This is a genomic window from Methylobacterium sp. NMS14P (assembly GCF_028583545.1).
Classification (GTDB): Bacteria; Pseudomonadota; Alphaproteobacteria; order Rhizobiales; family Beijerinckiaceae; genus Methylobacterium.
On sequence record NZ_CP087106.1, the window covers coordinates 1,767,661 to 1,788,213 of the forward strand.

Here is a 20,553-nt window from a genome sequence, read left to right on the forward strand (position 1 = left end):
GTCGGGTCCCGTCCGGCTCAGCGGCTTCCGGATCGGGCGAGGGCGGTCCGAGCCCCCTCCCCGCGGCTCGCGCCGCCCGCGCGGCCTCACGCGGCCTCACGCGGCCTCACGCGGCCTCACGCGGCCTCACGCGGCCTCACGCGGCGCGCCCGGCCAGGCGGCGCACGTCGCCGAGGATCCGGCCGTCCCGCGTCCGACAGTCGATATGCTCCGACTGTCGGCCGGGCCGGATCCGGATTGAAGCCGGCCGGGCCAGGAGCGCGGCGCGCTCCAGGAATTCCGCGGCGCTCATCGGCGCGTCCCGGCCACCGCCGAGACCGCGCCACCAGGACACCGCCTTCTCCCGCTCGTAGCCGCTGCGCTCGGGCCGCAGGCGGACGCGCCACGCCGCCTCGGCGGGGCCGTCCCGCCAGCCGAGCACGAGGTCGAGCCCGTCCGGCGCGGCCTCCAGATTCAGGGCCGTGACCGGATGCCAGGCGGCCTCCTGCCAGCCGGTCTCCGCCGCCGGGGCAGGGCCCGCCGGCTCGGGCCCGGGCAGCCCGGGGTCCGCCGAGAGGATCGCCAGCTCGTCGTCGGCGGCGGCCTCGTGCGGCGCCTCGGGGTCCTCGTCCACCTCCGGCTCGGTCCAGCACGCCTCGCAGGTGGAGGCGTTCAGCGCGATCAGGGCGCCGCAGCCGGGGCAGGGCTTCGCGCGCGAGGCCCCTGCCCCGCCCAATCCCTGGGTGGCGCTCCGGACCGTGACGGCGTCCACGGGCCCGTGCATCCGCACCAGACCGGCATAGTCCAGGATCAGCGCGTCGGCCTTGCCGGGCGCGCAGCGCAGCGCGCGGCCGACCTGCTGCACGTAGAGCCCGGTGCTGCGGGTCGGGCGCAGCAGCGCCACCAGATCGACTTCGGGCACGTTGAAGCCGGTGCCGAGCACGCCGACCGAGGTCAGGCAGCGGATTGTCCCCGCGCGAAACGCCGCCACGATCCGGTCGCGCTCCCGGCGGGGTGTCTCGCCCGAGACGCTCTCGCAGGAATACCCCTCCGCCCGCACCGCGTCGCGCACGGCGTCCGCGTGGGCGAGGCCGGCGCAGAAGGCGAGCCAGGCCCGGCGGGCGCGCCCGTACTCCGCGAGCTCCGCGACCGCTGCCCGGGTGATCCAGTCGCGGTTGACCGCCGCCTCCAGCTCGCCCGGGATGTAGTCGCCCCCGCGCCGGCCGACGCCCGAGACGTCGAGCTGGGTGAGCGTCGCCTTGGAGACGAGGGGCGCCAGGAAGCCGCGCCGGATCAGCGTGAACGTGTCGGCCTCGTAGGCGATGCCGGAGAAGAGCCGGTGCTCGCCTTCGTCGAGGCGGCCCGAATCGAGGCGGTAGGGCGTCGCGGTGAAGCCCGCCACCCGCAGCCCGGGCGTCCGCGCCCGCAGGCCCGCCAGGAAGCGGCCGTAGCGGGTGTCGGCGGCGCGGGGGATCAGGTGGGCCTCGTCGACGATCACGAGGTCGCGCGGGCCGACCGCGTCGAGCCGGTCGGCCACCGACTGGATGCCGCAGACCAGCACCTGCGCCCCGGCCTCCCGCCGCCCGAGCCCGGCCGAGAAGACCCCGGCCGGCGCCCCCGGCCAGGACCGGGTCAGCTCGGAGAAATTCTGGGCGACCAGCTCGCGGCTGTGGGTGACGATCGCCACCCGGGCGAGGGGGTTCTCTTCCAGGGTCTCCCGGGAGAGGGCCGCGATCACGAGCGCCTTGCCGGCGCCGGTGGGCAGCACGATCAGGTGGCCGGGCGCCGCGTCGTCCGCCCCTCCCCGCGCCCAGGCGGCCGAGAGCGCGTCGAGGCTGGCGCGCTGGTAGTCCCGCAGGCGCAGCATGGCGGCGGTCTAGCCGGCCGCGCCGGCCCTGTCCGTGGCGGCGCGGTCACGGCGCAGCAGGTAGATGTCCATGATCCAGCCGTGCCGGGCCCGGGCCTCGGCGCGGACCCGGCGGATCTCGTCGCCCGCGTCGCCCAGCCGGCCGGAGACCAGGATCTCGTCCGGGCTGCCGAGATAGGCACCCCAGTGGATCGTCAGGTCCGGGTCGAGATGCGCGAAGGTCGGGTCGCCGTCGAGCATCACCACGACGCTCTCCGCCTCCGCCGGCCACCCCGCGGCGAGGCGGCGGCCGGTGGTGATCAGCACCGATCCGCCGATGCCGTTCAGCGGCACGCCGTGGCGGGCGGCGAGGACCTGCACGCTGGACAGCCCGGGCACGACGAGCCGCCGGAACGGCACGCGCCCGCGGGCCAGGATGTGGTCGAGGATGCGCAGGACGCTGTCGTAGAGGGCCGGGTCCCCCCAGGCCAGGATCGCCCCCACCTCCCCGGCCCCGAGATGGGCCGCGAAGGCCGCCTCCAGCCGCTCGGCCCGGGCCGCGTGCCAGGCCTCGACGGTGCGCCCGTAATCGGCCGGGCGGCGCTCCCGGGGCGGGTCCTCGACCGTGACGACCCGGTGGGGTTTTCGGATGTGGGCCGCGCAGATCCGGCGGCGGATCTCGACGAGGTCGGCGGTCTCGGCGCGCTTGTCGAGGACGAACACCGCGTCGACGTCGGCGAGCGCCCGCACCGCCTGGAGGGTCAGGTGCTCGGGATCGCCCGTGCCGATGCCGATGACCCGGATCTGCCTGTCCTGCATGCCGTCCTCCGCCGGGGCGGGGAGGGCCGGCGCCGGCCTCCCCTACAAGCGCGCGTCGGCTTTGGCGAGGATCGCCCGGGCGATGGTCAGGTCCTGCAGGGCGATGCCGGAGGAGTCGAACACGGTGATCGCATCCGGATGCGCGCGGCCCCCCTCCCCGCTCCGCAGCACGTCGCCGAGCGCCGTGAGGCCTCCTTGAGCCTGCGCGGAGGCGTGCTGGAACTCGCCGATGGTGCGCGACTGCTCCGGCAGGTCGCAGAACAGGCCCGCCCGCTCCAGCAGGGCGGGGGGCAGCTCCTGCTTGCCCTTCGCGTCCGCGCCCATGGCGGCGACGTGCGTGCCGGGGCGGACCCAGTCGGCCTCGAACAGCGGCGCGCGGGCCGGCGTCGCCGTGACGATCACGTCGGCCGCTTCGCAGGCCTCCCGGGGCGCGGCCGCCCGCACGTCGATCCCGGACGCCCCCTGCCCCGCCAAGCGCTCGGCGAAGCCCGCGACCTTGGCGGCGTCCCGTGCGACGACCAGCACCGTCCGGATCGGCAGGACCCGGGCGAGCGCCGCGCACTCGAACTCGGCCTGGTTGCCGGCCCCGAACACCGCCAGCACCGCGGAATCCGGCCGCGCCAGGACGCTCGCCGCCACCGCGTCGGCGGCGGCGGTCCGGTAGGCGTTGACGCGGCCCGCCTCGATCACCGTGTCGACCCGGCCGACAGCCTGGTCGAACAGCAGGATCACCGAATTGTGCCGCGGCAGGCCCCGGTCCGGGTTGCCGGGCCAGAACGAGCCGACCTTCAGGCCGGCATAGTCGGCCGTGGAGCCCGACTTGATCGAGAACCGGTTGGTCGGCTCCGAGCCGTGGCCGAGCACCGCCGGGAACAGGGTGGTGCCCGCCGCCACCGCGGCGATCAGCGCCTCGCGAGCCGCGTCGAACGCCATGGCGTGATCGACCAGGGCGGCGGATTCCTCCTCAGAGATGAAGCGCATGGATTCAGGGACCTCCCAAGTCATGGTTTCAAAAGGTCGAGACCTTTCGCGGGTGCAGGGCAGAGCCCGATGCCGGGGCGGCGCCCCGACACCCCGCCGAAGGGCCTCGGCCCTTCGGAATCCCCTACAGGGTCATGCCGCGGGCGGTGACCGGCCAGATCGCCTCGACGCGGCCGTCCCGCACGCCCACGTACCAGTCGTAGACGTTAACCGTCGGGTCGCAATGGCCGGGGATCAGCTTCAGGCGCTCGTTGAGCGTCAGCACGTTGCCGGGATCGCTGATCACCCCGTGCTCGTCCGAGCACTTGATGTACTCCACGTCGTCCCGGCCGAAGACCACCGGCAGGCCGCTGTCGATGCTCTGCGCCTTCAGGCCGGCATCGCAGATCGCGACGTCCGCCTTCGCCTTGCTCATGATCGCCGTGTAGATGAACAGGCTGTTCTCGAACTCCGCGATCGGCCGCCCGTCCGCGTCCTTCACCCGCTGGTAGTCCGCGTCCATGAAGACGTAGGAGCCGCACTGCAGCTCGTTGTAGACGCCGCTGCCGCCCTCCATGGCGAAGCTGCCGGTGCCGGCCCCCGCCACGATGGGGCAGTCGAGGCCCGCTCCCTTCAGCAGGTCGACGGTGCGCTTCGTCTCGTCGATCGCCGTCTGGATCAGGGCCTGGCGCTCGCCGTAGTCGCGCACGTGCTGGGCCTTGCCCTGGTAGGCCTGCAGGCCGGCGAAGCTGAGGCCCGGCGCCGCCGCGATCTTCTTCGCGATCGCCAGAGCGGGCTCGCCGGGCGCGACGCCGCAGCGGCCGGCGCCGACGTCGATCTCCACGAGGCACTCGAGGGTGACACCGTACTTGACCGCCGCCGCCGAGAGGTCGTCGACATTGCCGAGGTCGTCGACGCAGACCAGCACCCGCGCCCGGGTGGCGAGCGCCGCGAGGCGCTCGATCTTCTTCGGCGCGACCACCTGGTTGGAGACCAGCACGTCGCGGATGCCGGCGCTCACCAGCGCCTCGGCCTCGCTGACCTTCTGGCAGCAGACGCCGCAGGCCCCGCCCCGCTCGATCTGCAGGACCGTGATGTCGGACGACTTGTGGGTCTTGGCGTGCGCCCGGTGGCGCAGGCCGTGCTCCTTCATGAAGCGGCCGAGCTTGTCGACGTTGCGCTCGAGGGCGTCGAGGTCGACCAGCAGGCAGGGGGTGTCCACCTCCTCGACCGGCATCCCGACGGCGGCGGGGATGTTGTTGCGCATGGTGTGTCCTCCTGATCGCGTGCGGATCTCGTGGCGGGGGGCCGGGTTACGGGGCGAGGCCCAGAAGCTCGGCGATGCGCGGCGTCGCCTTGATGCCGGTACCGGTGAGCACCACCACGGTGGTCTCATCGGGCCGGATCGCGCCGCGCGCGTGGAGATCGGTGAGCGCGGCCGCCGCCATGGCGCAGGTCGGCTCGACGTAGAGGCCCGAGCGGGCGAGCTCCATCAGGGCCGCCTCGATGGCATCCTCGGAGACCGCCACGGTGCCGCCGCCGGACCGGCGGAGCGCCGCCAGCACCTCCCGGCCGCGGACCGGCTGGGCGATCGAGGCGCCCTCGGCCAGCGTCGGGCGCGGGGTGACCGGCACGAAATCCGCGGCGCCGGCCTCGAAACCCGCGTGCAGGGGCGCGCAGTGGGCCGGCTGGACCGCGTAGAGCCGCGGCAGGCGCGTGATCGCCCCCCGGCGCAGCAGCTCCGAGAAGCCGATATCGCAGCCGAGGATGTTGCTGCCGGCCCCGCACGGGATGATCACGGCGTCGGGCGCGGTGAACCCCAGATCCTCCCACAGCTCGTAGGCGAGCGTCTTGGTGCCCTGGAGGAAATGGGCCTGCCAGTTGTGGCTGGCGTAGAAGATCTCCTCCGCCTGCCGCACGGCGGCGTCGGCCGTGTCCTGGCGGGTGCCGGGGATCAGCTCGACCGCGGCGCCGGCGGCCCGCATCTGGACGGTCTTGGCCGGCGAGGTCGAGGCCGGGACCAGGATCTTCGCCCGCATCCCGGCGGCGGCCGCGTAGGTCGCCACCGCGGCGCCGCCGTTCCCGGAGGAATCCTCCAGCACCGCGTCGATCCCCTGCTGGCGCAGGACCGACAGCATCACGGACGCGCCCCGGTCCTTGAAGCTGCCCGAAGGCGCGAACCACTCGAGCTTGAAATGGGCGTGGCCGCCCCGCCAGGGTCGGCGCACCAGCGGGGTGCAGCCCTCGCCCAGCGAGACCGGGTCGGCCACCGCCACCGGCAGGGCGGCGGCGTAGCGCCAGAGGGAGCGCTGGCCCGTGTCGATCTCCGCCCGCCCGATCCCCGGCAGGTCGGTGATCATCAGTGGACCGCCCGTCTCGGAGCGCCAGCGCGGCGTCTCGATCGGGTAGGTCGCCCCGGTCGCGGGGTCGAGATAGGCGGGAGACGAGGGCATCGCGGCTCGGGTTCCGGGGTGGTTCGGAAAGAGAATACAAAATAATCTGCGACGGCGCGCCCCCCAGTTCGGGGATGGGACGGCGCGCCGCGCTGCGCGTCAGGGCCCCGCCCTGACAACCGCCGAAGGGCCTTGGGCCCTTCGGGAACCCGGGTCAGGCGGCGAGCGGCAGAACGGTCCGCTCCGGCGCGTGCTCGGCGGCGATCGACTCGGCGACGAGCTCGGCGGTGGCGCCCGAGAGGGTCCAGCCGAGATGGCCGTGCCCGGTGTTGTAGAAGACCCCGGGCCGGCGGCCGCGGCCGACCTTGGGCAGCATGGTCGGCAGCATCGGCCGCAGGCCGCTCCACGCCACCACCCGGTCGGTGTCGACGCGCGGGAACTGCTCCCGGGTCCAGTCGACCAGCGGCTGGATCCGGTCGTGGCGGATGTCGCGGTTGAAGCCGTTGAACTCGGCGGTGCCGGCGACCCGCAGGCGCTCGTCGCCGAGCCGGCTGGTGACGATCTTGGCCGCCTCGTCGAGGATGCTCACCTCCGGCGCCGCCGCCTGCGCCTCCGGCGTCAGCAGGTTCACGGTGATCGAGTAGCCCTTCACCGGGTAGACGTTGACCCGGTCCCCGAGCAGCGCCGCGAAGTGCCGGCTGGCGCAGCCCGCGCAGATCACCACCGCGTCGGCCCGCAGGATCTGCGGGGGCTCGGCAGGGCGGTCAGCCGGATGGCCCGCCTGCCGCCAGCCGACGGCGTAGCCCCCCTCCCCCGGCGCGATCGTCTCGACGCTGGCGTCCTGGACGAAGCGGACACCCTTGCGGGCGCAGGCGGCCGCGAGGCCCCGGGTGAATTTGTGGATGTCGCCCGTGGCGTCCGAGGGCGTGAAGAAGCCGCCGTGATAGTGCCCGGCCAGCGTCGGCTCGATCGCCCGGATCTCCTCCGGGGTCACGGCGTAGCGCTCCAGGCCGCCCTCCCGCAGCAGGGCGTTGACGGCGGTGGCCTTCTCGAAGCTCGCCCGGTCCCGGTAGAAGTGCAGGATGCCGCGGGCCTTCAGGTCGAAGTCGATCCCCTCGGCCTCGGCCATGGCGAACAGGGCCTCCCGGGCCTTCAGGGCCAGCCGCACCGTCTCCACGGTGTTGGCGCGGTAATGGGCGATCTCCCGGACGAACGCGGCCATCCACGACAGCTTGTGCCAGGAGGGCTTGGGATTCATCAGCAGCGGCGCGTCCCGGCGCATCATCCAGCGCAGGCCCTGCATCACCGTGGAGAGCTTGTTCCAGACCTCGGCGTTGCAGGCCGAGAGCTGGCCACCATTGGCGAAGGAGGTCTCCATGGCGGCGTAGCGCTGCCGGTCGAGGACGGTGACGTGGTAGCCGCGCTGGGCGAGCGCGTAGGCGGTCGTCACGCCGGTGATGCCGGCGCCGATCACGGCGATGTGGGTCATGGTTTGGGACTCCGAGACGTCGGGACGCGGGAAGGCCGCCCTGTGCGGTCGGCCGGTTGCGCGCCCCATCTGTCCCGATGCCTGAGAGCTTGATCCGGCCCCGCCCTGGCGAGGCGAAGCACGGACGTCCCCTTCGGCGGGTGCCCACGGGTTCCCCCCGCTGCACCACTCTCCAGATCGCCCTGACGACACGGTTCCGGTGCCTGAGAGTTTCCGGGGCGGTTGCTCCGTCGGCGCCGGGTCCCCTCTGCTGGGAAGATCCCGGTCTCTCCCGCATCGTCGCGATGGGCTGCTCATCGGATACGCCGGTCGGCCGCCGGGGAGAAGCCCGCCCGTCCCGGCCGGGACGGATTTCGCCGACAGCCGATCCCGGTTGTCACCGCCGGGAGCGATCCCGGCCGCCGTCGGTTGACGGAGGATTTCAGGGAGCGACCGATGCTGACGAGGACCGCGATCTACGAGGGCACGGTGCGCGACGGCCACGAGGAGGAATTCTTCCGCCGGGTTCGGGACGAGCTGGAGCCGTTCTGGCGGCGCTTCCCGGGCGTCACCGCCGTGCGGGTCCAGCGCCTCGTCTCCAAGGACGACGACGCGCGGCCGATCGCCATGATCCTGGAGATGGACTTCCCCGACCAGGCGGCCCTGGACGCCTGCCTCGCCTCGTCGATCCGCCCGGAATCGCACGCCGCCACCGAGGCGGTGATGCAGATGTTCGACGGCCGCTTCTACCATCTGGTCAGCGCCGGACGGACCTTGTCGCCGGTGGATTAGGATCCGGTCTCGGGACAGCAATGACAGCCCATATTCGCAGCCGTATTTACCGCACATAAACCTAAACCAGCGGATCTGCATCTTCTAAAGATAAAGTTGTCCGCCTACACGTCAGTCGAACCAACCCTCTTAAGGGTCTCGGTGCAGGTTGTGCCCGAGCGACACCTTTCCAGTTCAGGCGGACGGCGCGATGGCGAAGTGGATTCCTGGCGCGGCCGTCTTCGGTCTCCTGTGCCTGATGATCATCCCGGCCCCCGGGATCTGGGGTGTCCTGATCGGGGCCGCCTGCGTGCTCGCCATCGTCGGCAGCCTGTGCATGCTCGTCCTCGATCGGGTGGCGAGCGCCATCCTCGTCTGGCGCGCGCGGATGCGGGCGCGTCGCCCGAGCCCGAGCCGGAGCCGGGTGGTCCATGCCGGCTCCAGGATGACCCGGAAGGTCTGAGCCTCGGGCGGGGCGCCGGGGACTGGATTCCTCGCGGCATCGGTGCAAGGTCCCGGCGCCGCGATCACGGCGCCTGAGACCAACCGGGACGGTCCGATGAAGCTCCTCTACTCCCCCGCCTCTCCCTATGCCCGCAAGGTGCTGGTCCTCGCCCACGAGACGGGACTGATCGACCGGATCACCGTCACCGCCGCGGGGGCCTCGCCGACCGGCCCCTCCGCGGAGGTCGCCGCCCACAACCCGCTGGGCAAGATCCCCGCCCTGGTGCTGGAGGACGGCACCGCCCTCTACGACAGCCGGGTGATCTGCGAGTATCTCGACGGCCTCTCGACCGGGCCGCGCCTGTTCCCCGAGGGCGCCGCCCGCTGGGACGCGCTGACCCGGCAGGCGCTCGCCGACGGCCTGCTCGATGCGGCGCTGCTCACCCGCTACGAGCGGGCGCTGCGGCCCGAGCCCCGGCGCTGGGACGCCTGGGAGGCCGGTCAGGTCGGCAAGATCCGCGCGGCGCTGGACCGGTTCGAGAGCCTGGTCGGCGGGATGCCGGCGCTGGATATCGGCACGGTCGCGCTGGGCTGCGCCCTCGGCTACCTGGACCTGCGCTTCCCCGATCTCGCGTGGCGGGAGGGCCGCCCGGCGGTCGCCGCCTGGTACGCGGAGTTCGAGCGCCGCCCGTCCATGGAAGCCACCGTGCCGAAGGGCTGAGGGCCCCGCCGCGCCGGGCCCCGCTACGGCCGGGCCCGGTCGGCGATCGCGTAGGGGTGGCTCGATCCGAGCGGATCGGCGAGGAAGTCCTGGACCGTCCCGGCGCCGGTGCCGAAGGTGATGAGCAGGAAGCCGCCCGCCAGCGCGAAGTTCTTCAGGAAGTCCCAGAACAGCTCGCGGCCCTTGCCCCCGGCCCAGAAATCCCCCTGCGCCCAGAACTGCTTCCACAGCAGCGCCGTCACCCCGCAATAGCCGGCGAGCACGAAGGCGGCCGCCCGGTCGGCGGTCCCGGTCAGGATGCACAGCGACATCCCGATCTCGACGCAGAGCCCGATCAGGATCAGCACCACCGCGGGCGCGGTGGCGTGCACGGCCTGCCGCGCCTGCCCGACCGCACCCCTGAAGTTCAGGATCTTGTCGAGGGCGCTGAACGGCAGGAACAGCAGCACGAGGAGCAGGCGGACGCCGAACGCGATCGCGACGCTGAGGCTGGCCATGCGCTGAACGGTCTCCCTCAACCCGCCCGGTCCGCCGATTCGAGGCGCTGAAACAGGGCGCTGAAACAAGGCGCTGATCCAAGCCGCGAGCGGCGCAAAGGTTTCCTTGGCCACGCGCCGGTGCCGCGAGCCCCGGATGGGCGGTGCCGCCCGGAATGCCGCGCTTCCTGGATCGAGCGTGGCATCGCGGCAACAATGGTTCAAGCCGCTTCGCGCAAGTGGCGGAGCGCCGGATAGGTCTGGAAATTCGTACCGATCTTCCAATAGAAGATTGATCCCGACCCATACGACATCTCGGCTATTTCACGATCATTATTCAGAAACGACTCCGGTCATTCGCCAAGATATTGACAGGCAAGCTCCGTTCACTGCTCGATCTCTCGACGTTCCCCCCGTTCGACCCGCGGCGACGATTGCCAAGGCGCTGGCCGAGGGAAACACGCTCCGATCAGTGTCCGTGAGAGTGTCGAGCCTTGACCATGCGAATCGCGATCATCACACCGTCGCGGCTCAAGCCCTCGACCCTGGTCGGGAAGACCGGCCAGTACTTCCTGGAACACGCGGTCGAGAGCGCCAACGCCCAGGAGCTCGACCGGCCGGCGACGATCCACTTCTTCGTCGGGACCGACCCCGGGATCGAGATCCCGGCGCGGCTCGCCGCGCACCCGCAGATCACCTTCGCGCGCGGCGAGCACAGGGGCCAGATCCCCGCGCTGAACGCCGCGATCCGCGCCGTCGACGACAGCTGGGACCTCGTCGGCTTCCTCGAGGACGACGACCGCTGGCTGCCGCCCTATCTGGGCGTCGCCGTCCGCGCCCTGGACAGCGTCGATTTCGTCTCCTCGACCCAGCTCGAGGTGGACGAGGCCGGCGAGGTGGTCCGGATCAACGACTTCGCGACGCCGTCGGGCTGGCTGATGCGGCGGACCACCTTCGCGCGGGTCGGCGCGATCAGCCCGGCCTCGAAGTGGCACTACGACAACGAGTGGCTCGGCCGCCTCGCCGAGACCGGCCTGCGCCGCGCCCACCTCGTCGAGGCGACGGCGCCGGTCACGCTGCAGGACGCGGTCCTGGTCCGTCCGTGGCTCGCCAACGTCCTCCAGCTCGGCGGCCCCAGCGTATCCCTCGCGCGCCACGGCTTCGTCCTGCCGCTGGTGTGCCGCCTCGTGCATCCGGGCTCCGGTAGCTCGGATGTCGGCCAGGGCGGGACGTCGCGAGCCGAGAGCGAGGCCGAGTACCGGCGGCTGGTCGACCGCTTCGGCCGCATCCCCTGGTGAGATCGCGCCGCGCGGCGGACGCTCCGCGGACCGGCGGCGCGCTCGACCGGCGCGGAGGCCGGTTCAGCCTCGGAGCGGCTCCTGGGCCGCCGACGCGGGGCCGGTCGCGCAGGCGCCGATCAGCCGCCGCACGAAGCCCGCGCAGGCCTCGAGCTCGTCCCGGGTGACGTACTCGTCCGCCCGGTGGGCGCGCGCGATCGAGCCCGGCCCGATCACCACGGCCGGCACGCCGCCGAGCCGCTCGAACAGCCCGCCCTCCGTGCCGTACGAGACCTTGGCGTGGCCGTTGCGGCCCGCGAGGCGCTTGGCCAGGGTCACGATCTCCGCCTCCGGATCGGTGTCGAGGCCCGGATAGTCGATCAGCGGCTCGACCGCGACGCCGCAGGCCGGATCGCCGGCCCGCATCAGCGGCGCCAGCGTCCCGGTGGCGTAGGCGATCGCGGACGCCGCCAGCGCCGCGGCATCGTCCGCGCCGATCGCCCGGTACTCGAACTCGACGCTGCAGCTGTCGGGCACGATGTTGAGCGCCGATCCGCCCCGGACCACGCTCGACAGGCCGGTGGTGTGGGGCACGTCGTAGAGCGGGTCGCGGGCCCCGTCCCGGGCGATGGCCTCCGCCGACAGGCGGACGTGCTCGATGAAGCGGGCGGCGTATTCCACCGCGTTGACCCCCTGGGGCGCCAGGGCCGAGTGGCTGGCCTTGCCGCGGAAGGTGAGGCGGGCGGCCGATTTGCCCTTGTGGCCGACCACCACGTCCATCCCGGTCGGCTCGCCCACGAAGCAGCCGAGCGGCCGCGGCACCCGCTCGAGCATCCGGGCGATCAGCGGGCGCACGCCGAGGCACCCGACCTCCTCGTCGTACGAGATCGCGAGGTGGATCGGGGTGGCGAGCTCCGCCGCGACCATCTCGGGCAGGAGCGCGAGGCAGACCGCGAGGAACCCCTTCATGTCGGAGGTGCCGCGCCCGTAGAGCCGCCCGTCCTCCTCCCGCAGGGCGAACGGGTCCGACGACCAGGGCTGGCCGTCGGTCGGCACCACGTCGCTGTGGCCGGAGAGCACGTAGCCGGGGCGGGTCTCGGACGGTCCGGCGCTGACCAGCAGCGCCGCCTTCCGGCCCGTCGGATCCGGCACCCGCTCCACCGCGGCGCCGTGGCCGCGGCAATAGGCCTCCGCCCAGTCGATCAGCGGCAGGTTCGAGCGGGCGCTCACCGTGTCGAAGGCGACGAGCGTGGCGAGCAGCGCCGCCGGATCGGGCGTGCCGGGCCGCGGCGTGACGGTCTGTGCGGGCTCTGTCATGGGTCCCATGGCGTGGCTGGGTCGTGGCTGGGTTTGGGTAGGACGTGGCTGGGACGCGGCTGGCGCGCCGACCCGCGCGAATCGATATCGGCGGCGCGCCGAGTCCTACGGGGTTTTCGGCGCTCCGGGGATCCCGGGCAATGCCCGGGCATTGACCGGCTTGACCGGCTTGACCGGCTTGACCGGCTTGACCGGCTTGACCGGCTTGACCGGCTTGACCGGCTTGACCGGCTTGACCGGCTTGACCGGCTTGACCGGCTTGACCGGCTTGACCGGCTTGACCGGCTTGACCGGCTTGACCGGCTTGACCGGCTTGACCGGCTTGACCGGCTTGACCGGCTTGACCGGCTTGACCGGCTTGACCGGCTTGACCGGCTTGACCGGCTTGACCGGCTTGACCGGCTTGACCGGCTTGACCGGCTTGACCGGCTTGACCGGCTTGACCGGCTTGACCGGCTTGACCGGCTTGACCGGCGGCGCCCCGGAACCGGGGCGGCGCTCGGGCGTAGCCGCCGGTGAGCCCCCATCGGGCCGCTCGTCCCGGAGCCCCGACCATGCGTGCCGGTCCCGCCCCGATGCTCGCCGCCCTCCTGCTGACGCTCCTCCCGCCGACGCTCCTGCTGCCGACGGCCCTGCTGCTGGCCGCCCCGGCCGAGGCCCGCCGGCAGGCCGGTCCCCACGCCGGGCGGCCGCATCACCGCGCGGCCTCAGACACGGACCTGACCCTCGCCCGCATGGCGGCGCGCGACCGGCCGCGCTGGCGGGTCTGGCAGCGGCCCCGGCCCCTCGCCCGGCCCCTCGCCCGGATGCTCGCCCCGGCGACGCGCGAGCGGGTCGCGGCGCCGCCGCTCACGGGCTGGGGCTACGGCGGCACCGTCCCGGGCGCCGCGCCCGGCTTCTGAACCGCCTCGACCCGGGCCCGGCCGCCTGCCATGGTGCGGGCGAAAGCAGCGGCCCGAGACGGACACGATGGTGCTGGAGTTCCGCCTGGACGATCCGACCCCCGCGGATCCGCGCCGCCGCTGGGACACGCTCGCGCAGGAGGCGCGGGACGCCTGCTACGACAACACCCGCGCGGTCGCCGACAGCGCCGCCCAGGTCGCGGCCCGGGACGCGGCCTCGGCCGCCTACCGGGCCGCGCATCCGGCCGGCCTCGACGTGCCCTACGGCCCCGGCGCCCGTAACGCCCTCGACCTCTACCCGGCGCGGGACGCGGCGGCGCCCTGCCTGGTCTTCGTCCACGGCGGCTACTGGCAGCGGGGCGCCCGGGAGCTGTTCGCCTGCTTCGCGCAGGGCACGAACGCCGCCGGCTGGTCGGTGGCGATGGTCGGCTACACCCTGGCGCCGGAGGCGAGCCTCGCCCGGATCGTGGCGGAGATCGGCGCGGCCCTCGACTGGCTGGCCGCCCACGGGGCCGCGCGCGGGATCCGCGGTCCCCTGGTCCTGTCGGGCTGGTCGGCGGGCGGGCTGCTCACCGCGATGCAGCTCGGCCATCCGGCGGTGGCGGCGGGCCTGGCGATCTCCGGCGTCTACGACCTCGCGCCGATCCGCCAGACCTACCTGGACGCCAAGCTGAGCCTCACCGACGGCGAGATCGAGACCCTGTCGCCCCTGCGCCTCCCGGCGGTGGCGAAGCCGCTCTGCATCGCCTACGGCTCCCGCGAGTTGCCGGCGCTGATCCACGACGCCCGCAACCTGCACGCCCTGCGGGCGGCGGCCCACGCCCCGGGATCCCTGCTGCCGGTCCCGGGGGCCGAGCACTTCTCGGTGCTCGACGCCCTGCGCCGGCCCGGCGGGATCCTGGTCCGGGCGGCCCACGCCCTGCTCGAGGGCTGAGGCCCCGGCCAGCATCCCGGCCGGACCCTGGACGACGCGGGGGACGACCGCGTGCAGATTTGCAACTCCCGATAGAAATTCTGCATCGCCGAGGCCCGTTTCCGTCTTGCTGAGGCTTGCCGCCCGTGCTGTGACGGGATCGCGGGCACGATCTCCCTCCACCGGGAGCCGGCCGATCCCAGGGAGATCGGATGCAAGCGGTCGCGCGATCGGACACCCCCGCGGCGACGCCCTGCGCCGGCCCCGCGGACCGGGCCGCCAGCCGCGGCGGATGGCGTGGCGGACGGCGCGCGCCGCGGCTGCGCGTCGTGCTGGCCCTGGGTTTCGGCACGCTCGGCTTCCTGACGACCCTGGCGCTCGCCGCCCTGGTGAGCCGGGAGGCGACCCGACGGCTCGAGGCGGAGGTCGGCGGCCAGCTGGCCGAGATCGCCGGGCAGATGGCCCGGGGTCTCGATATCGGGATGTTCGAGCGCTGGCGCGACATCCAGATCTCCGCCGCCTCCGACAGTCTGCGCGATCCCGCGGCCGGGACGGCCGCCAAGCGCGCCGTGATGGAGCGGCTCCAGGCGACCTACCCGGCCTACTCGATCATCGGGCTGATCGACGCCGGCGGGCGCTTCTCCGTGACCAGCACCGGCGCCCTGGAGGGGGCGGACGTCTCCGGCCGCGACTACTTCCGCGGCGGCCGCGCCGGCCCCTACGTGGGCGACGTGCACCCGGCCAAGCTCCTCGAGGCGCTGATGCCCCCGGACGAGGCCGCCGCGCGCGCGGCGGCGCGCGAGCCCCTGCGGCTCCTCGACGTCGCGGCCCCGGTCCGGGCGCCGGACGGCCGCGTCCTCGGGGTGCTGGCCGCCCATCTCGACTGGACCTGGGCGCGCGACATGGCCCGCGTCCTCGAGGGCGCCCTCCGGGGCCACCGCCAGGGTGCCGAGATCCTGATCCTGTCCCGCGACGGCACCGTGCTCCTCGGTCCGCCCGCCCTGCAGGGCGCCCCCCTGCCCCGGTCGGTCCTGGCGGGCGGCCGGCCCCTCGATCCGGAGGGCACGAGCCGGGTCGGCCCCTGGCCGGACGGCGCCGCGTATCTCAGCGCCCGCGCGTCCACGGCCGGCCACCGCGACTATCCGGGCCTCGGCTGGCAGGTGGTGGTGCGGCAGACGGCCGACCGGGCCCTGGCCTCGGTGGCGGCCCTGCGCGGGGGCATCCTGGCGACGGGCAGCGCGGTGGCGCTCGCGGCGGCGCTGCTCGCGTGGCTGCTGGCCGGCCTGATCGCCCGCCCCCTGCTGGATCTCGCGGCCGCGGCCGAGACGCTGGGCCGCGATCAGCCCCTGCCGCCGCTGCCCCGCTCCTTCGTGCGCGAGGGCGCGACGATCGCCGACGCCCTGGCGGCGGCCGCGGACGAGCGGGCCCGGCGCGCGGAGACTCACCGGCTGCTGATCGATGAACTCAATCACCGGGTGAAGAATACCCTCGCCACCGTTCAGGCGATGGCGGCACAGAGCCTGAAGAATCTCGGCGCCGGCGCGGAGGCCGGGCGCGACGCCTTCGAGGCGCGGCTCCTCGCCCTGTCGCGCGCCCACGACATCCTGACCCGCGAGAGCTGGGCGAGCGCGGATCTGCGCGGCATCGCCGCCCAGGCGGTGCGGCCCTTCCTGGGTCCAGAACCCGCGGGCGGCGATCCGTCGAGCCGGGATTGCTCCGGTCGGGAGGCTTCGGACCGGGACACTTCGGGTTTGAACACTCCGCGCATCACCCTGGACGGCCCCGACCTGCGGCTGCCGCCCGAGGGCGCGCTCGCGCTCACGATGATCCTGCACGAATTGTGCACCAACGCGGTCAAGCACGGCGCCCTGTCGGTTCCGGGCGGGCGGGCCGCGCTGGCCTGGACGGTGGAGGCCGGTCCGGACACCGAGACCCTGCGGCTGACCTGGCGCGAGTGCGGCGGCCCGCCGGTCGTGTCCCCGTCGCGGAAGGGGTTCGGCACCCGCCTGCTCGAGCGGGGCCTCGCCGGGGGCAGGACCGCCAGCCTCACCTACGAGGCCGGCGGCCTCGTCTACGCGGCGGCCAATCCCCTGCCCGCCGCCGGCCGCGCCGCCGCGCCGCGTCCGAACGCCGGACGGGCCTGATCCCGCGCCGGCCCGAACGACCGTCGTCCCGGCCTCAACCCGACATCGCGCGCACCTCTCTACGGCGGGGCGGCGGCCGCGCGGCCCTGCGCCCCGGCGCGGCACGACCCGCGCCGTCGAGGCCAGATCTCCCTTTAATCCCGTCGATGATTTCATGGTGTAACAAAGACGTGCGCGGGCGCACACAATAGTACAGGTGCCGAGGATTAAAGACTTCGTCGATATAATGTGCCGATGCGCACATGCCATTCCGAGAATGTAGACTAGGGTCGACTTATCGGCAGGGATGCGGTGTCCCGCGCCACAAGTCGAACAGCGAGGAAACGCCATGACCCAGTCCCGACATCTCCCGGTCCGCGGCCGCACGGCCGGTCCCGCCTTCGGCCTCGCCCTCGGCCTCCTGACCGGAATCCTCGGAGCGCCCCTGGCGGCGCAGGCGGGCGAAGGCGGCGGGGGGAGCCGCCAGGCCGCCGGCGGCGGCCATATGAGCTCCTACATCAGCGACCCGCACCACGACCCGCGCTCGCTGCACTCGCAGCGCTCCGGATCCGGGCAGCTCCTCGGGGCGCCGATGGTTCACGACAGGGCCGGGGCCACCGTGGCGCGCGGCCAGGTCGTCGACCCGCATTGGGCCTCCGGAACCGCGGAGCGCCGCCGGGCCCGTCGCTGAGACTTCGGGCGCCGAGCCTCCGACGCGGCACGCCGACACCGAGACCCACCGCCCGGCCCCTCCGGCCGGGCGGTCCGACCCGACCGAACACCGCTCCGCGCTCCCGTCCCGCGCCGCCGTCCGGCGGGCGCGCTCCGGCGCGTCGCCCTTCCCCGTTCCGGCTTCCGGTTCTCCCAGCGTCAGGGACCCTTCATGAACAACATCATCCAGGGCATCGCCAGCTTCCAGGGCAGCGTCTTCCCCGGCCAGCGGCAGATGTACCAGCAGCTGGTGCGCGACGGGCAGCACCCGAGCGCGCTGATCATCGCCTGCGCGGATTCCCGGGTCTCGCCCGAGCACATCACCCAGGCGGGCCCCGGCGACCTGTTCGTCTGCCGCAACGCCGGCAACATCGTGCCCCCGGCCTCCGACGTGGTCGGCGGCGTCTCCTCGGCGATCGAGTACGCCGTGGTGGCCCTCGGCGTGCGCGACATCGTGGTCTGCGGCCACTCGGATTGCGGCGCCATGAAGGGGCTGATGAACCGGGACCTGCTCAAGCGGATGCCCAGCGTCGCCGCCTGGCTGCGCCACGCCGAGGCCGCCGAGCGGATCGTCTGCGAGGCCTATCCCGAGGGGATGGACGCGCAGGCCCGCCACCACGCCCTGGCCCTGGAGAACGTGGTGGTCCAGCTCGCCAACCTGCGCACCCATCCGAGCGTCGCCGCCGCCCTGGCCAAGGGCTCCCTGCGGCTGCACGGCTGGTTCTTCGAGATCGAGACCGGGGCCCTCCTGGCCTATGACGGCGCGAGCGGGCGCTTCCGGCCGATCGCCGGGGCCGACATGCCCGTGGCGCAGGATTCCTCCGCCAGCAGCCGCCTGCAGGCGGCCTGATCATGCGCCCCCCCGGCCGCCTGACCACGAACCTGCAGAGCGCCCTCGCCCCGGGCGGCGCCGTCCGGACGAGCCTCGCCCGGGACCTGCCCGCCTCCGTGGTGGTCTTCCTGGTGGCGCTGCCCCTGTGCATGGGCATCGCCATCGCGTCCGGCGTGCCGCCGGAGCGCGGGCTCATCACCGGCATCGTCGGCGGCATCGTGGTCGGCTTCCTCGCCGGCTCGCCGCTCCAGGTCAGCGGGCCCGCCGCCGGGCTCGCCGTGATCGTCTACGGGTTCGTGCAGGCGCACGGTCTCGACGCCCTGGGCCCCGTCCTGGTGGTGGCGGGCCTCGTCCAGCTCGCCGCCGGCGCCCTGCGGGTCGGCGGCTGGTTCCGGGCGATCTCGCCGGCCGTGGTGCACGGCATGCTGGCCGGCATCGGGATCCTGATCGTGCTGGCCCAGATCCACGTCCTGACCGACGCCCTCCCCCGGGCGAGCGGCCTCGACAACCTCGTGGCGATCCCGGCCGCGTTCTTCAACTTCGTCTCCGGCACGGGCGACCGCACCGGGGCCGTGATCGTCGGCGGGATCACCATCGCGGCGATGATCGCCTGGGAGCGGCTGCGCCCGGCGCGGCTCCGGCTCCTGCCCGGGGCGCTCATCGGCGTGCTGGCGGGCAGCCTGGTGGCGGGGCTCGGGGATCTCGCCGTCAAGCGCGTGGCGGTGCCGGAGGCGCTGTTCTCCGGCCTCGCCCTGCCGGCCGCCGAGTCCTGGGCCCGCCTCGCCGAGGCCGAGATCCTGATCATGGCTCTGGTGATCGCCGTGATCGCCAGCGCGGAGAGCCTGCTCTCGGCGGCCGCCGTCGACCGGATGCACGACGGCCCCCGCACCCAGTTCAACCGGGAACTCGGCGCGCAGGGCATCGGCAACCTGATCTGCGGTCTCGTCGGCGCGCTGCCGATGACCGGGGTGATCGTGCGCTCCTCGGCCAACGTCCAGGCGGGCGCCGTCAGCCGCGCCGCCACGGTGATGCACGGGACCTGGATCCTGGCCTTCCTGCTCGTGCTGCCCTGGCTGCTGGCCCTGGTGCCGACCGCGAGCCTCGCCGGCATCCTGGTGGTCACCGGCTGGCGTCTGGCGAGCCCGGCCCACGCCCTGCACCTGCAGGCCCGCTACGGCTGGCTGACCGCGGCGATCTGGCTCGCCACGATGGCCACCGTGGTGGCGGTGGACCTGCTCACCGGGGTGCTCACCGGCCTCGCCCTGAGCCTGCTCCAGGCCCTGCCGAGCCTGCGCAAGGGACGGCTCCGGATCGAGCACGCGGCGGCCCCCGAAGTGCCGGGCGTGCCGGAGCTGCGCCTGTCGGGGGCAGCGACCTTCCTGCAGCTGCCGAGCCTCACGGCGGCCCTGGAGCGCACCCCGGCGGGCGGCGAGGTCCGCCTCGCCACCGACAACCTCGCGGCCATCGACCACACCTGCCTGGAGATGATCGGCGACTGGGCGAGCCGGCGCAGCGCCGGCGGCAGCCGGATCGCGGTGGTCGGCGGCTCGGGCGTCCCGCACGACCGGCTCGCCGCCGCGGTGGCGGCCCCGGCCCACTGAGGCCCCGGCGGCGCCCTCCGCCGGCGGCGGGACCGGTCCGGCGGAGGGCGCGCCGCATCCCGGGCCGGCCGCCGAAGCCCAGCCCGCAGCAACGGTGCGGAGCCGCTCCCGACGCCGGCGCGATCGGGAGCGGCTCCGCGCCGCTTCCGCGCCCGGTCACCGCGTCCCGATCTCCGGGCGGCGGCAGCCCGCCGCCCCGGCCGTCAAGGCTCTCCGGGTCCGGATGCCCGGCGATCTTCAAAACCGGTTAATCTTGAATCTTCGCGCCCCTTTAACGCGCGGAAGGCCAGACTGCGCCCCACGGCAGGTCGGCTCCGCGGACCTGCCGGCGGAATGGTTCTCGTCAGGAGCTTCGTCGATGATCAGGTTCCTCGCGGCCCCGGCCGCCTGCCTGGTCCTGTGCGGCGCCGCGGCGGCGCAGGATATGCCCGGCCTCGCGACCCTGAGCCCGCCCGACGCGGTGCAGCCGCCGGTGGCGAGCGCCGCGCCCCCGGCGCCGGACGGCGCGGTCCCGCCGGGGTCGCGACCGGAGGCCGGCCCCGATCAGGCCGCGCTCCGGCCCGAGCCCGGCCGGGCGCCCCTCGGCAGCCTCACCCTCCGCGGCACCGCGGCCGACCCCGCGCAGACGACCGCCAGCCTGAAGGCCCCGGCGGCCGGCTCCGGCGCGTCCAAGCCCTGGTGCGCGCAGGAGCGCCGGGTCGGCACCGGTCAGGGCTTCTGCCTGGTCAACTGAGGCGGACCGACCGGCGCCTGCGGGGCCCGGCGGCCGGATCAGGAGTCCGCGTAGACCGTGACCTCGTCGAAGGTCCCGCCCTCCGGCGCGTAGTCGAGGGAGGCGACGAGGAGCACCAGCACGGCCGCGCCGATAGCCGTGACGGCTAGCAGCCGCGTGATCAGATCCGCGTGGGCGCGGGCGGCGTGGATCAGCGCGCAGCCGAGCACGAAGGCGCAGACCTGCGTGACCGGCGCGGCGAGCGCCGCGGTCATCGCGCCCTCCGGG

Annotated in this window: 21 protein-coding genes and 2 riboswitches; of the genes, 12 read left to right on the forward strand and 9 right to left on the reverse strand. The window is 74.0% G+C overall.

The genetic code is table 11. The features are described 5' to 3' along the window. Window positions 1–136: 136 nt before the first annotated feature. The 6 genes from LOK46_RS08275 to LOK46_RS08300 all read right to left on the reverse strand — a co-directional run bounded on the left by LOK46_RS08275 (window position 137) and on the right by LOK46_RS08300 (window position 7,486). Window positions 137–1,846, reverse strand: coding sequence for a DEAD/DEAH box helicase (locus LOK46_RS08275; protein ID WP_273563324.1), 1,710 nt, complete (start codon window positions 1,844–1,846; stop codon window positions 137–139). Window positions 1,847–1,855: 9 nt separating this feature from the next. Beyond that, complete coding sequence (gene cobF / locus LOK46_RS08280) at window positions 1,856–2,644, reverse strand: precorrin-6A synthase (deacetylating) (RefSeq protein WP_273563325.1); 789 nt, start codon at window positions 2,642–2,644, stop codon at window positions 1,856–1,858. A 42-nt stretch (window positions 2,645–2,686) separates the two neighbouring features. Continuing rightward, on the reverse strand, window positions 2,687–3,625 hold the full coding sequence (locus tag LOK46_RS08285; RefSeq protein ID WP_273563326.1) for an ornithine cyclodeaminase family protein: 939 nt from the start codon (window positions 3,623–3,625) through the stop codon (window positions 2,687–2,689). A 124-nt stretch (window positions 3,626–3,749) separates the two neighbouring features. After that, the gene (locus LOK46_RS08290; RefSeq protein WP_273563327.1) at window positions 3,750–4,871 is read right to left on the reverse strand and encodes a DSD1 family PLP-dependent enzyme; all 1,122 of its coding nucleotides are present in this window, start codon (window positions 4,869–4,871) and stop codon (window positions 3,750–3,752) included. Window positions 4,872–4,917: 46 nt separating this feature from the next. Beyond that, on the reverse strand, window positions 4,918–6,057 hold the full coding sequence (locus LOK46_RS08295; RefSeq protein ID WP_273563328.1) for a threonine synthase: 1,140 nt from the start codon (window positions 6,055–6,057) through the stop codon (window positions 4,918–4,920). A 154-nt stretch (window positions 6,058–6,211) separates the two neighbouring features. After that, window positions 6,212–7,486, reverse strand: coding sequence for a D-amino acid dehydrogenase (locus tag LOK46_RS08300; protein WP_273563329.1), 1,275 nt, complete (start codon window positions 7,484–7,486; stop codon window positions 6,212–6,214). A gap of 67 nt (window positions 7,487–7,553) precedes the next feature. Continuing rightward, a riboswitch (glycine riboswitch) is annotated at window positions 7,554–7,664 on the reverse strand. A 3-nt stretch (window positions 7,665–7,667) separates the two neighbouring features. Beyond that, window positions 7,668–7,770: riboswitch (glycine riboswitch) on the reverse strand. A gap of 151 nt (window positions 7,771–7,921) precedes the next feature. Here LOK46_RS08300 and LOK46_RS08305 point away from each other — a divergent pair. The 3 genes from LOK46_RS08305 to LOK46_RS08315 all read left to right on the forward strand — a co-directional run bounded on the left by LOK46_RS08305 (window position 7,922) and on the right by LOK46_RS08315 (window position 9,401). Then, the gene (locus tag LOK46_RS08305) at window positions 7,922–8,257 is read left to right on the forward strand and encodes a hypothetical protein (RefSeq protein WP_273563330.1); all 336 of its coding nucleotides are present in this window, start codon (window positions 7,922–7,924) and stop codon (window positions 8,255–8,257) included. 190 nt (window positions 8,258–8,447) lie between these two features. Next, a complete protein-coding gene (locus LOK46_RS08310) occupies window positions 8,448–8,699 on the forward strand; it encodes a hypothetical protein (protein ID WP_273563331.1) in 252 nt (83 codons plus the stop codon). 96 nt (window positions 8,700–8,795) lie between these two features. Further along, a complete protein-coding gene (locus LOK46_RS08315; RefSeq protein ID WP_273563332.1) occupies window positions 8,796–9,401 on the forward strand; it encodes a glutathione S-transferase in 606 nt (201 codons plus the stop codon). Between the two features lie 23 nt (window positions 9,402–9,424). Here LOK46_RS08315 and LOK46_RS08320 read toward each other — a convergent pair whose 3' ends face one another. Then, window positions 9,425–9,898 carry a DoxX family membrane protein gene (locus LOK46_RS08320; RefSeq protein ID WP_273563333.1) on the reverse strand — a complete coding sequence of 158 codons (474 nt, stop codon included), beginning with the start codon at window positions 9,896–9,898 and terminating at the stop codon, window positions 9,425–9,427. A gap of 479 nt (window positions 9,899–10,377) precedes the next feature. Between LOK46_RS08320 and LOK46_RS08325 the strand changes: the two genes are divergently transcribed. Beyond that, window positions 10,378–11,175, forward strand: a complete 798-nt coding sequence (locus tag LOK46_RS08325) for a glycosyltransferase family 2 protein (RefSeq protein WP_273563334.1) — start codon at window positions 10,378–10,380, stop codon at window positions 11,173–11,175. Between the two features lie 63 nt (window positions 11,176–11,238). On the opposite strand, the gene argE is transcribed toward LOK46_RS08325, so the two are convergent. Next, entirely contained in the window at window positions 11,239–12,471 is a 1,233-nt protein-coding gene (argE, locus tag LOK46_RS08330) for an acetylornithine deacetylase (protein ID WP_273564563.1), read from the reverse strand. Between the two features lie 12 nt (window positions 12,472–12,483). Here argE and LOK46_RS08335 point away from each other — a divergent pair, with 12 nt between their 5' ends. The 8 genes from LOK46_RS08335 to LOK46_RS08370 all read left to right on the forward strand — a co-directional run bounded on the left by LOK46_RS08335 (window position 12,484) and on the right by LOK46_RS08370 (window position 20,286). Further along, window positions 12,484–12,990 carry a hypothetical protein gene (locus LOK46_RS08335; RefSeq protein ID WP_273563335.1) on the forward strand — a complete coding sequence of 169 codons (507 nt, stop codon included), beginning with the start codon at window positions 12,484–12,486 and terminating at the stop codon, window positions 12,988–12,990. A 35-nt stretch (window positions 12,991–13,025) separates the two neighbouring features. Next, window positions 13,026–13,373 carry a hypothetical protein gene (locus LOK46_RS08340; protein ID WP_273563336.1) on the forward strand — a complete coding sequence of 116 codons (348 nt, stop codon included), beginning with the start codon at window positions 13,026–13,028 and terminating at the stop codon, window positions 13,371–13,373. A 67-nt stretch (window positions 13,374–13,440) separates the two neighbouring features. Then, complete coding sequence (locus LOK46_RS08345) at window positions 13,441–14,307, forward strand: alpha/beta hydrolase (protein WP_273563337.1); 867 nt, start codon at window positions 13,441–13,443, stop codon at window positions 14,305–14,307. A gap of 191 nt (window positions 14,308–14,498) precedes the next feature. Next, the gene (locus LOK46_RS08350) at window positions 14,499–16,430 is read left to right on the forward strand and encodes a sensor histidine kinase (RefSeq protein ID WP_273563338.1); all 1,932 of its coding nucleotides are present in this window, start codon (window positions 14,499–14,501) and stop codon (window positions 16,428–16,430) included. Between the two features lie 328 nt (window positions 16,431–16,758). Continuing rightward, window positions 16,759–17,100: a hypothetical protein gene (locus tag LOK46_RS08355; protein WP_273563339.1), complete on the forward strand. Its 342-nt coding sequence runs from the start codon at window positions 16,759–16,761 to the stop codon at window positions 17,098–17,100. A 192-nt stretch (window positions 17,101–17,292) separates the two neighbouring features. Beyond that, a complete protein-coding gene (locus tag LOK46_RS08360; protein ID WP_012318536.1) occupies window positions 17,293–17,970 on the forward strand; it encodes a carbonic anhydrase in 678 nt (225 codons plus the stop codon). A gap of 2 nt (window positions 17,971–17,972) precedes the next feature. Beyond that, window positions 17,973–19,553 (forward strand): SulP family inorganic anion transporter, encoded by a 1,581-nt coding sequence (locus tag LOK46_RS08365; RefSeq protein WP_273563340.1) that lies wholly within the window; start codon window positions 17,973–17,975, stop codon window positions 19,551–19,553. Window positions 19,554–19,911: 358 nt separating this feature from the next. Next, window positions 19,912–20,286 (forward strand): hypothetical protein, encoded by a 375-nt coding sequence (locus LOK46_RS08370; protein WP_273563341.1) that lies wholly within the window; start codon window positions 19,912–19,914, stop codon window positions 20,284–20,286. Window positions 20,287–20,324: 38 nt separating this feature from the next. Here LOK46_RS08370 and LOK46_RS08375 read toward each other — a convergent pair whose 3' ends face one another. Continuing rightward, complete coding sequence (locus LOK46_RS08375) at window positions 20,325–20,540, reverse strand: hypothetical protein (RefSeq protein ID WP_273563342.1); 216 nt, start codon at window positions 20,538–20,540, stop codon at window positions 20,325–20,327. Window positions 20,541–20,553: the final 13 nt, after the last annotated feature.

Coding starts and splice junctions, on each gene's coding strand:
- LOK46_RS08320 (WP_273563333.1), bottom strand. CDS start 9,898: ATGGCCAGCCTCAGCGTCGCGATCGCGTTCGGCGTCCGCCTGCTCCTC.
- LOK46_RS08360 (WP_012318536.1), top strand. CDS start 17,293: ATGAACAACATCATCCAGGGCATCGCCAGCTTCCAGGGCAGCGTCTTC.
- LOK46_RS08375 (WP_273563342.1), bottom strand. CDS start 20,540: ATGACCGCGGCGCTCGCCGCGCCGGTCACGCAGGTCTGCGCCTTCGTG.
- LOK46_RS08315 (WP_273563332.1), top strand. CDS start 8,796: ATGAAGCTCCTCTACTCCCCCGCCTCTCCCTATGCCCGCAAGGTGCTG.
- LOK46_RS08350 (WP_273563338.1), top strand. CDS start 14,499: ATGCAAGCGGTCGCGCGATCGGACACCCCCGCGGCGACGCCCTGCGCC.
- LOK46_RS08365 (WP_273563340.1), top strand. CDS start 17,973: ATGCGCCCCCCCGGCCGCCTGACCACGAACCTGCAGAGCGCCCTCGCC.
- LOK46_RS08340 (WP_273563336.1), top strand. CDS start 13,026: ATGCGTGCCGGTCCCGCCCCGATGCTCGCCGCCCTCCTGCTGACGCTC.
- LOK46_RS08345 (WP_273563337.1), top strand. CDS start 13,441: ATGGTGCTGGAGTTCCGCCTGGACGATCCGACCCCCGCGGATCCGCGC.
- LOK46_RS08290 (WP_273563327.1), bottom strand. CDS start 4,871: ATGCGCAACAACATCCCCGCCGCCGTCGGGATGCCGGTCGAGGAGGTG.
- LOK46_RS08300 (WP_273563329.1), bottom strand. CDS start 7,486: ATGACCCACATCGCCGTGATCGGCGCCGGCATCACCGGCGTGACGACC.
- cobF (WP_273563325.1), bottom strand. CDS start 2,644: ATGCAGGACAGGCAGATCCGGGTCATCGGCATCGGCACGGGCGATCCC.
- LOK46_RS08310 (WP_273563331.1), top strand. CDS start 8,448: ATGGCGAAGTGGATTCCTGGCGCGGCCGTCTTCGGTCTCCTGTGCCTG.
- argE (WP_273564563.1), bottom strand. CDS start 12,471: ATGACAGAGCCCGCACAGACCGTCACGCCGCGGCCCGGCACGCCCGAT.
- LOK46_RS08305 (WP_273563330.1), top strand. CDS start 7,922: ATGCTGACGAGGACCGCGATCTACGAGGGCACGGTGCGCGACGGCCAC.
- LOK46_RS08285 (WP_273563326.1), bottom strand. CDS start 3,625: ATGCGCTTCATCTCTGAGGAGGAATCCGCCGCCCTGGTCGATCACGCC.
- LOK46_RS08295 (WP_273563328.1), bottom strand. CDS start 6,057: ATGCCCTCGTCTCCCGCCTATCTCGACCCCGCGACCGGGGCGACCTAC.
- LOK46_RS08355 (WP_273563339.1), top strand. CDS start 16,759: ATGACCCAGTCCCGACATCTCCCGGTCCGCGGCCGCACGGCCGGTCCC.
- LOK46_RS08370 (WP_273563341.1), top strand. CDS start 19,912: ATGATCAGGTTCCTCGCGGCCCCGGCCGCCTGCCTGGTCCTGTGCGGC.
- LOK46_RS08325 (WP_273563334.1), top strand. CDS start 10,378: ATGCGAATCGCGATCATCACACCGTCGCGGCTCAAGCCCTCGACCCTG.
- LOK46_RS08275 (WP_273563324.1), bottom strand. CDS start 1,846: ATGCTGCGCCTGCGGGACTACCAGCGCGCCAGCCTCGACGCGCTCTCG.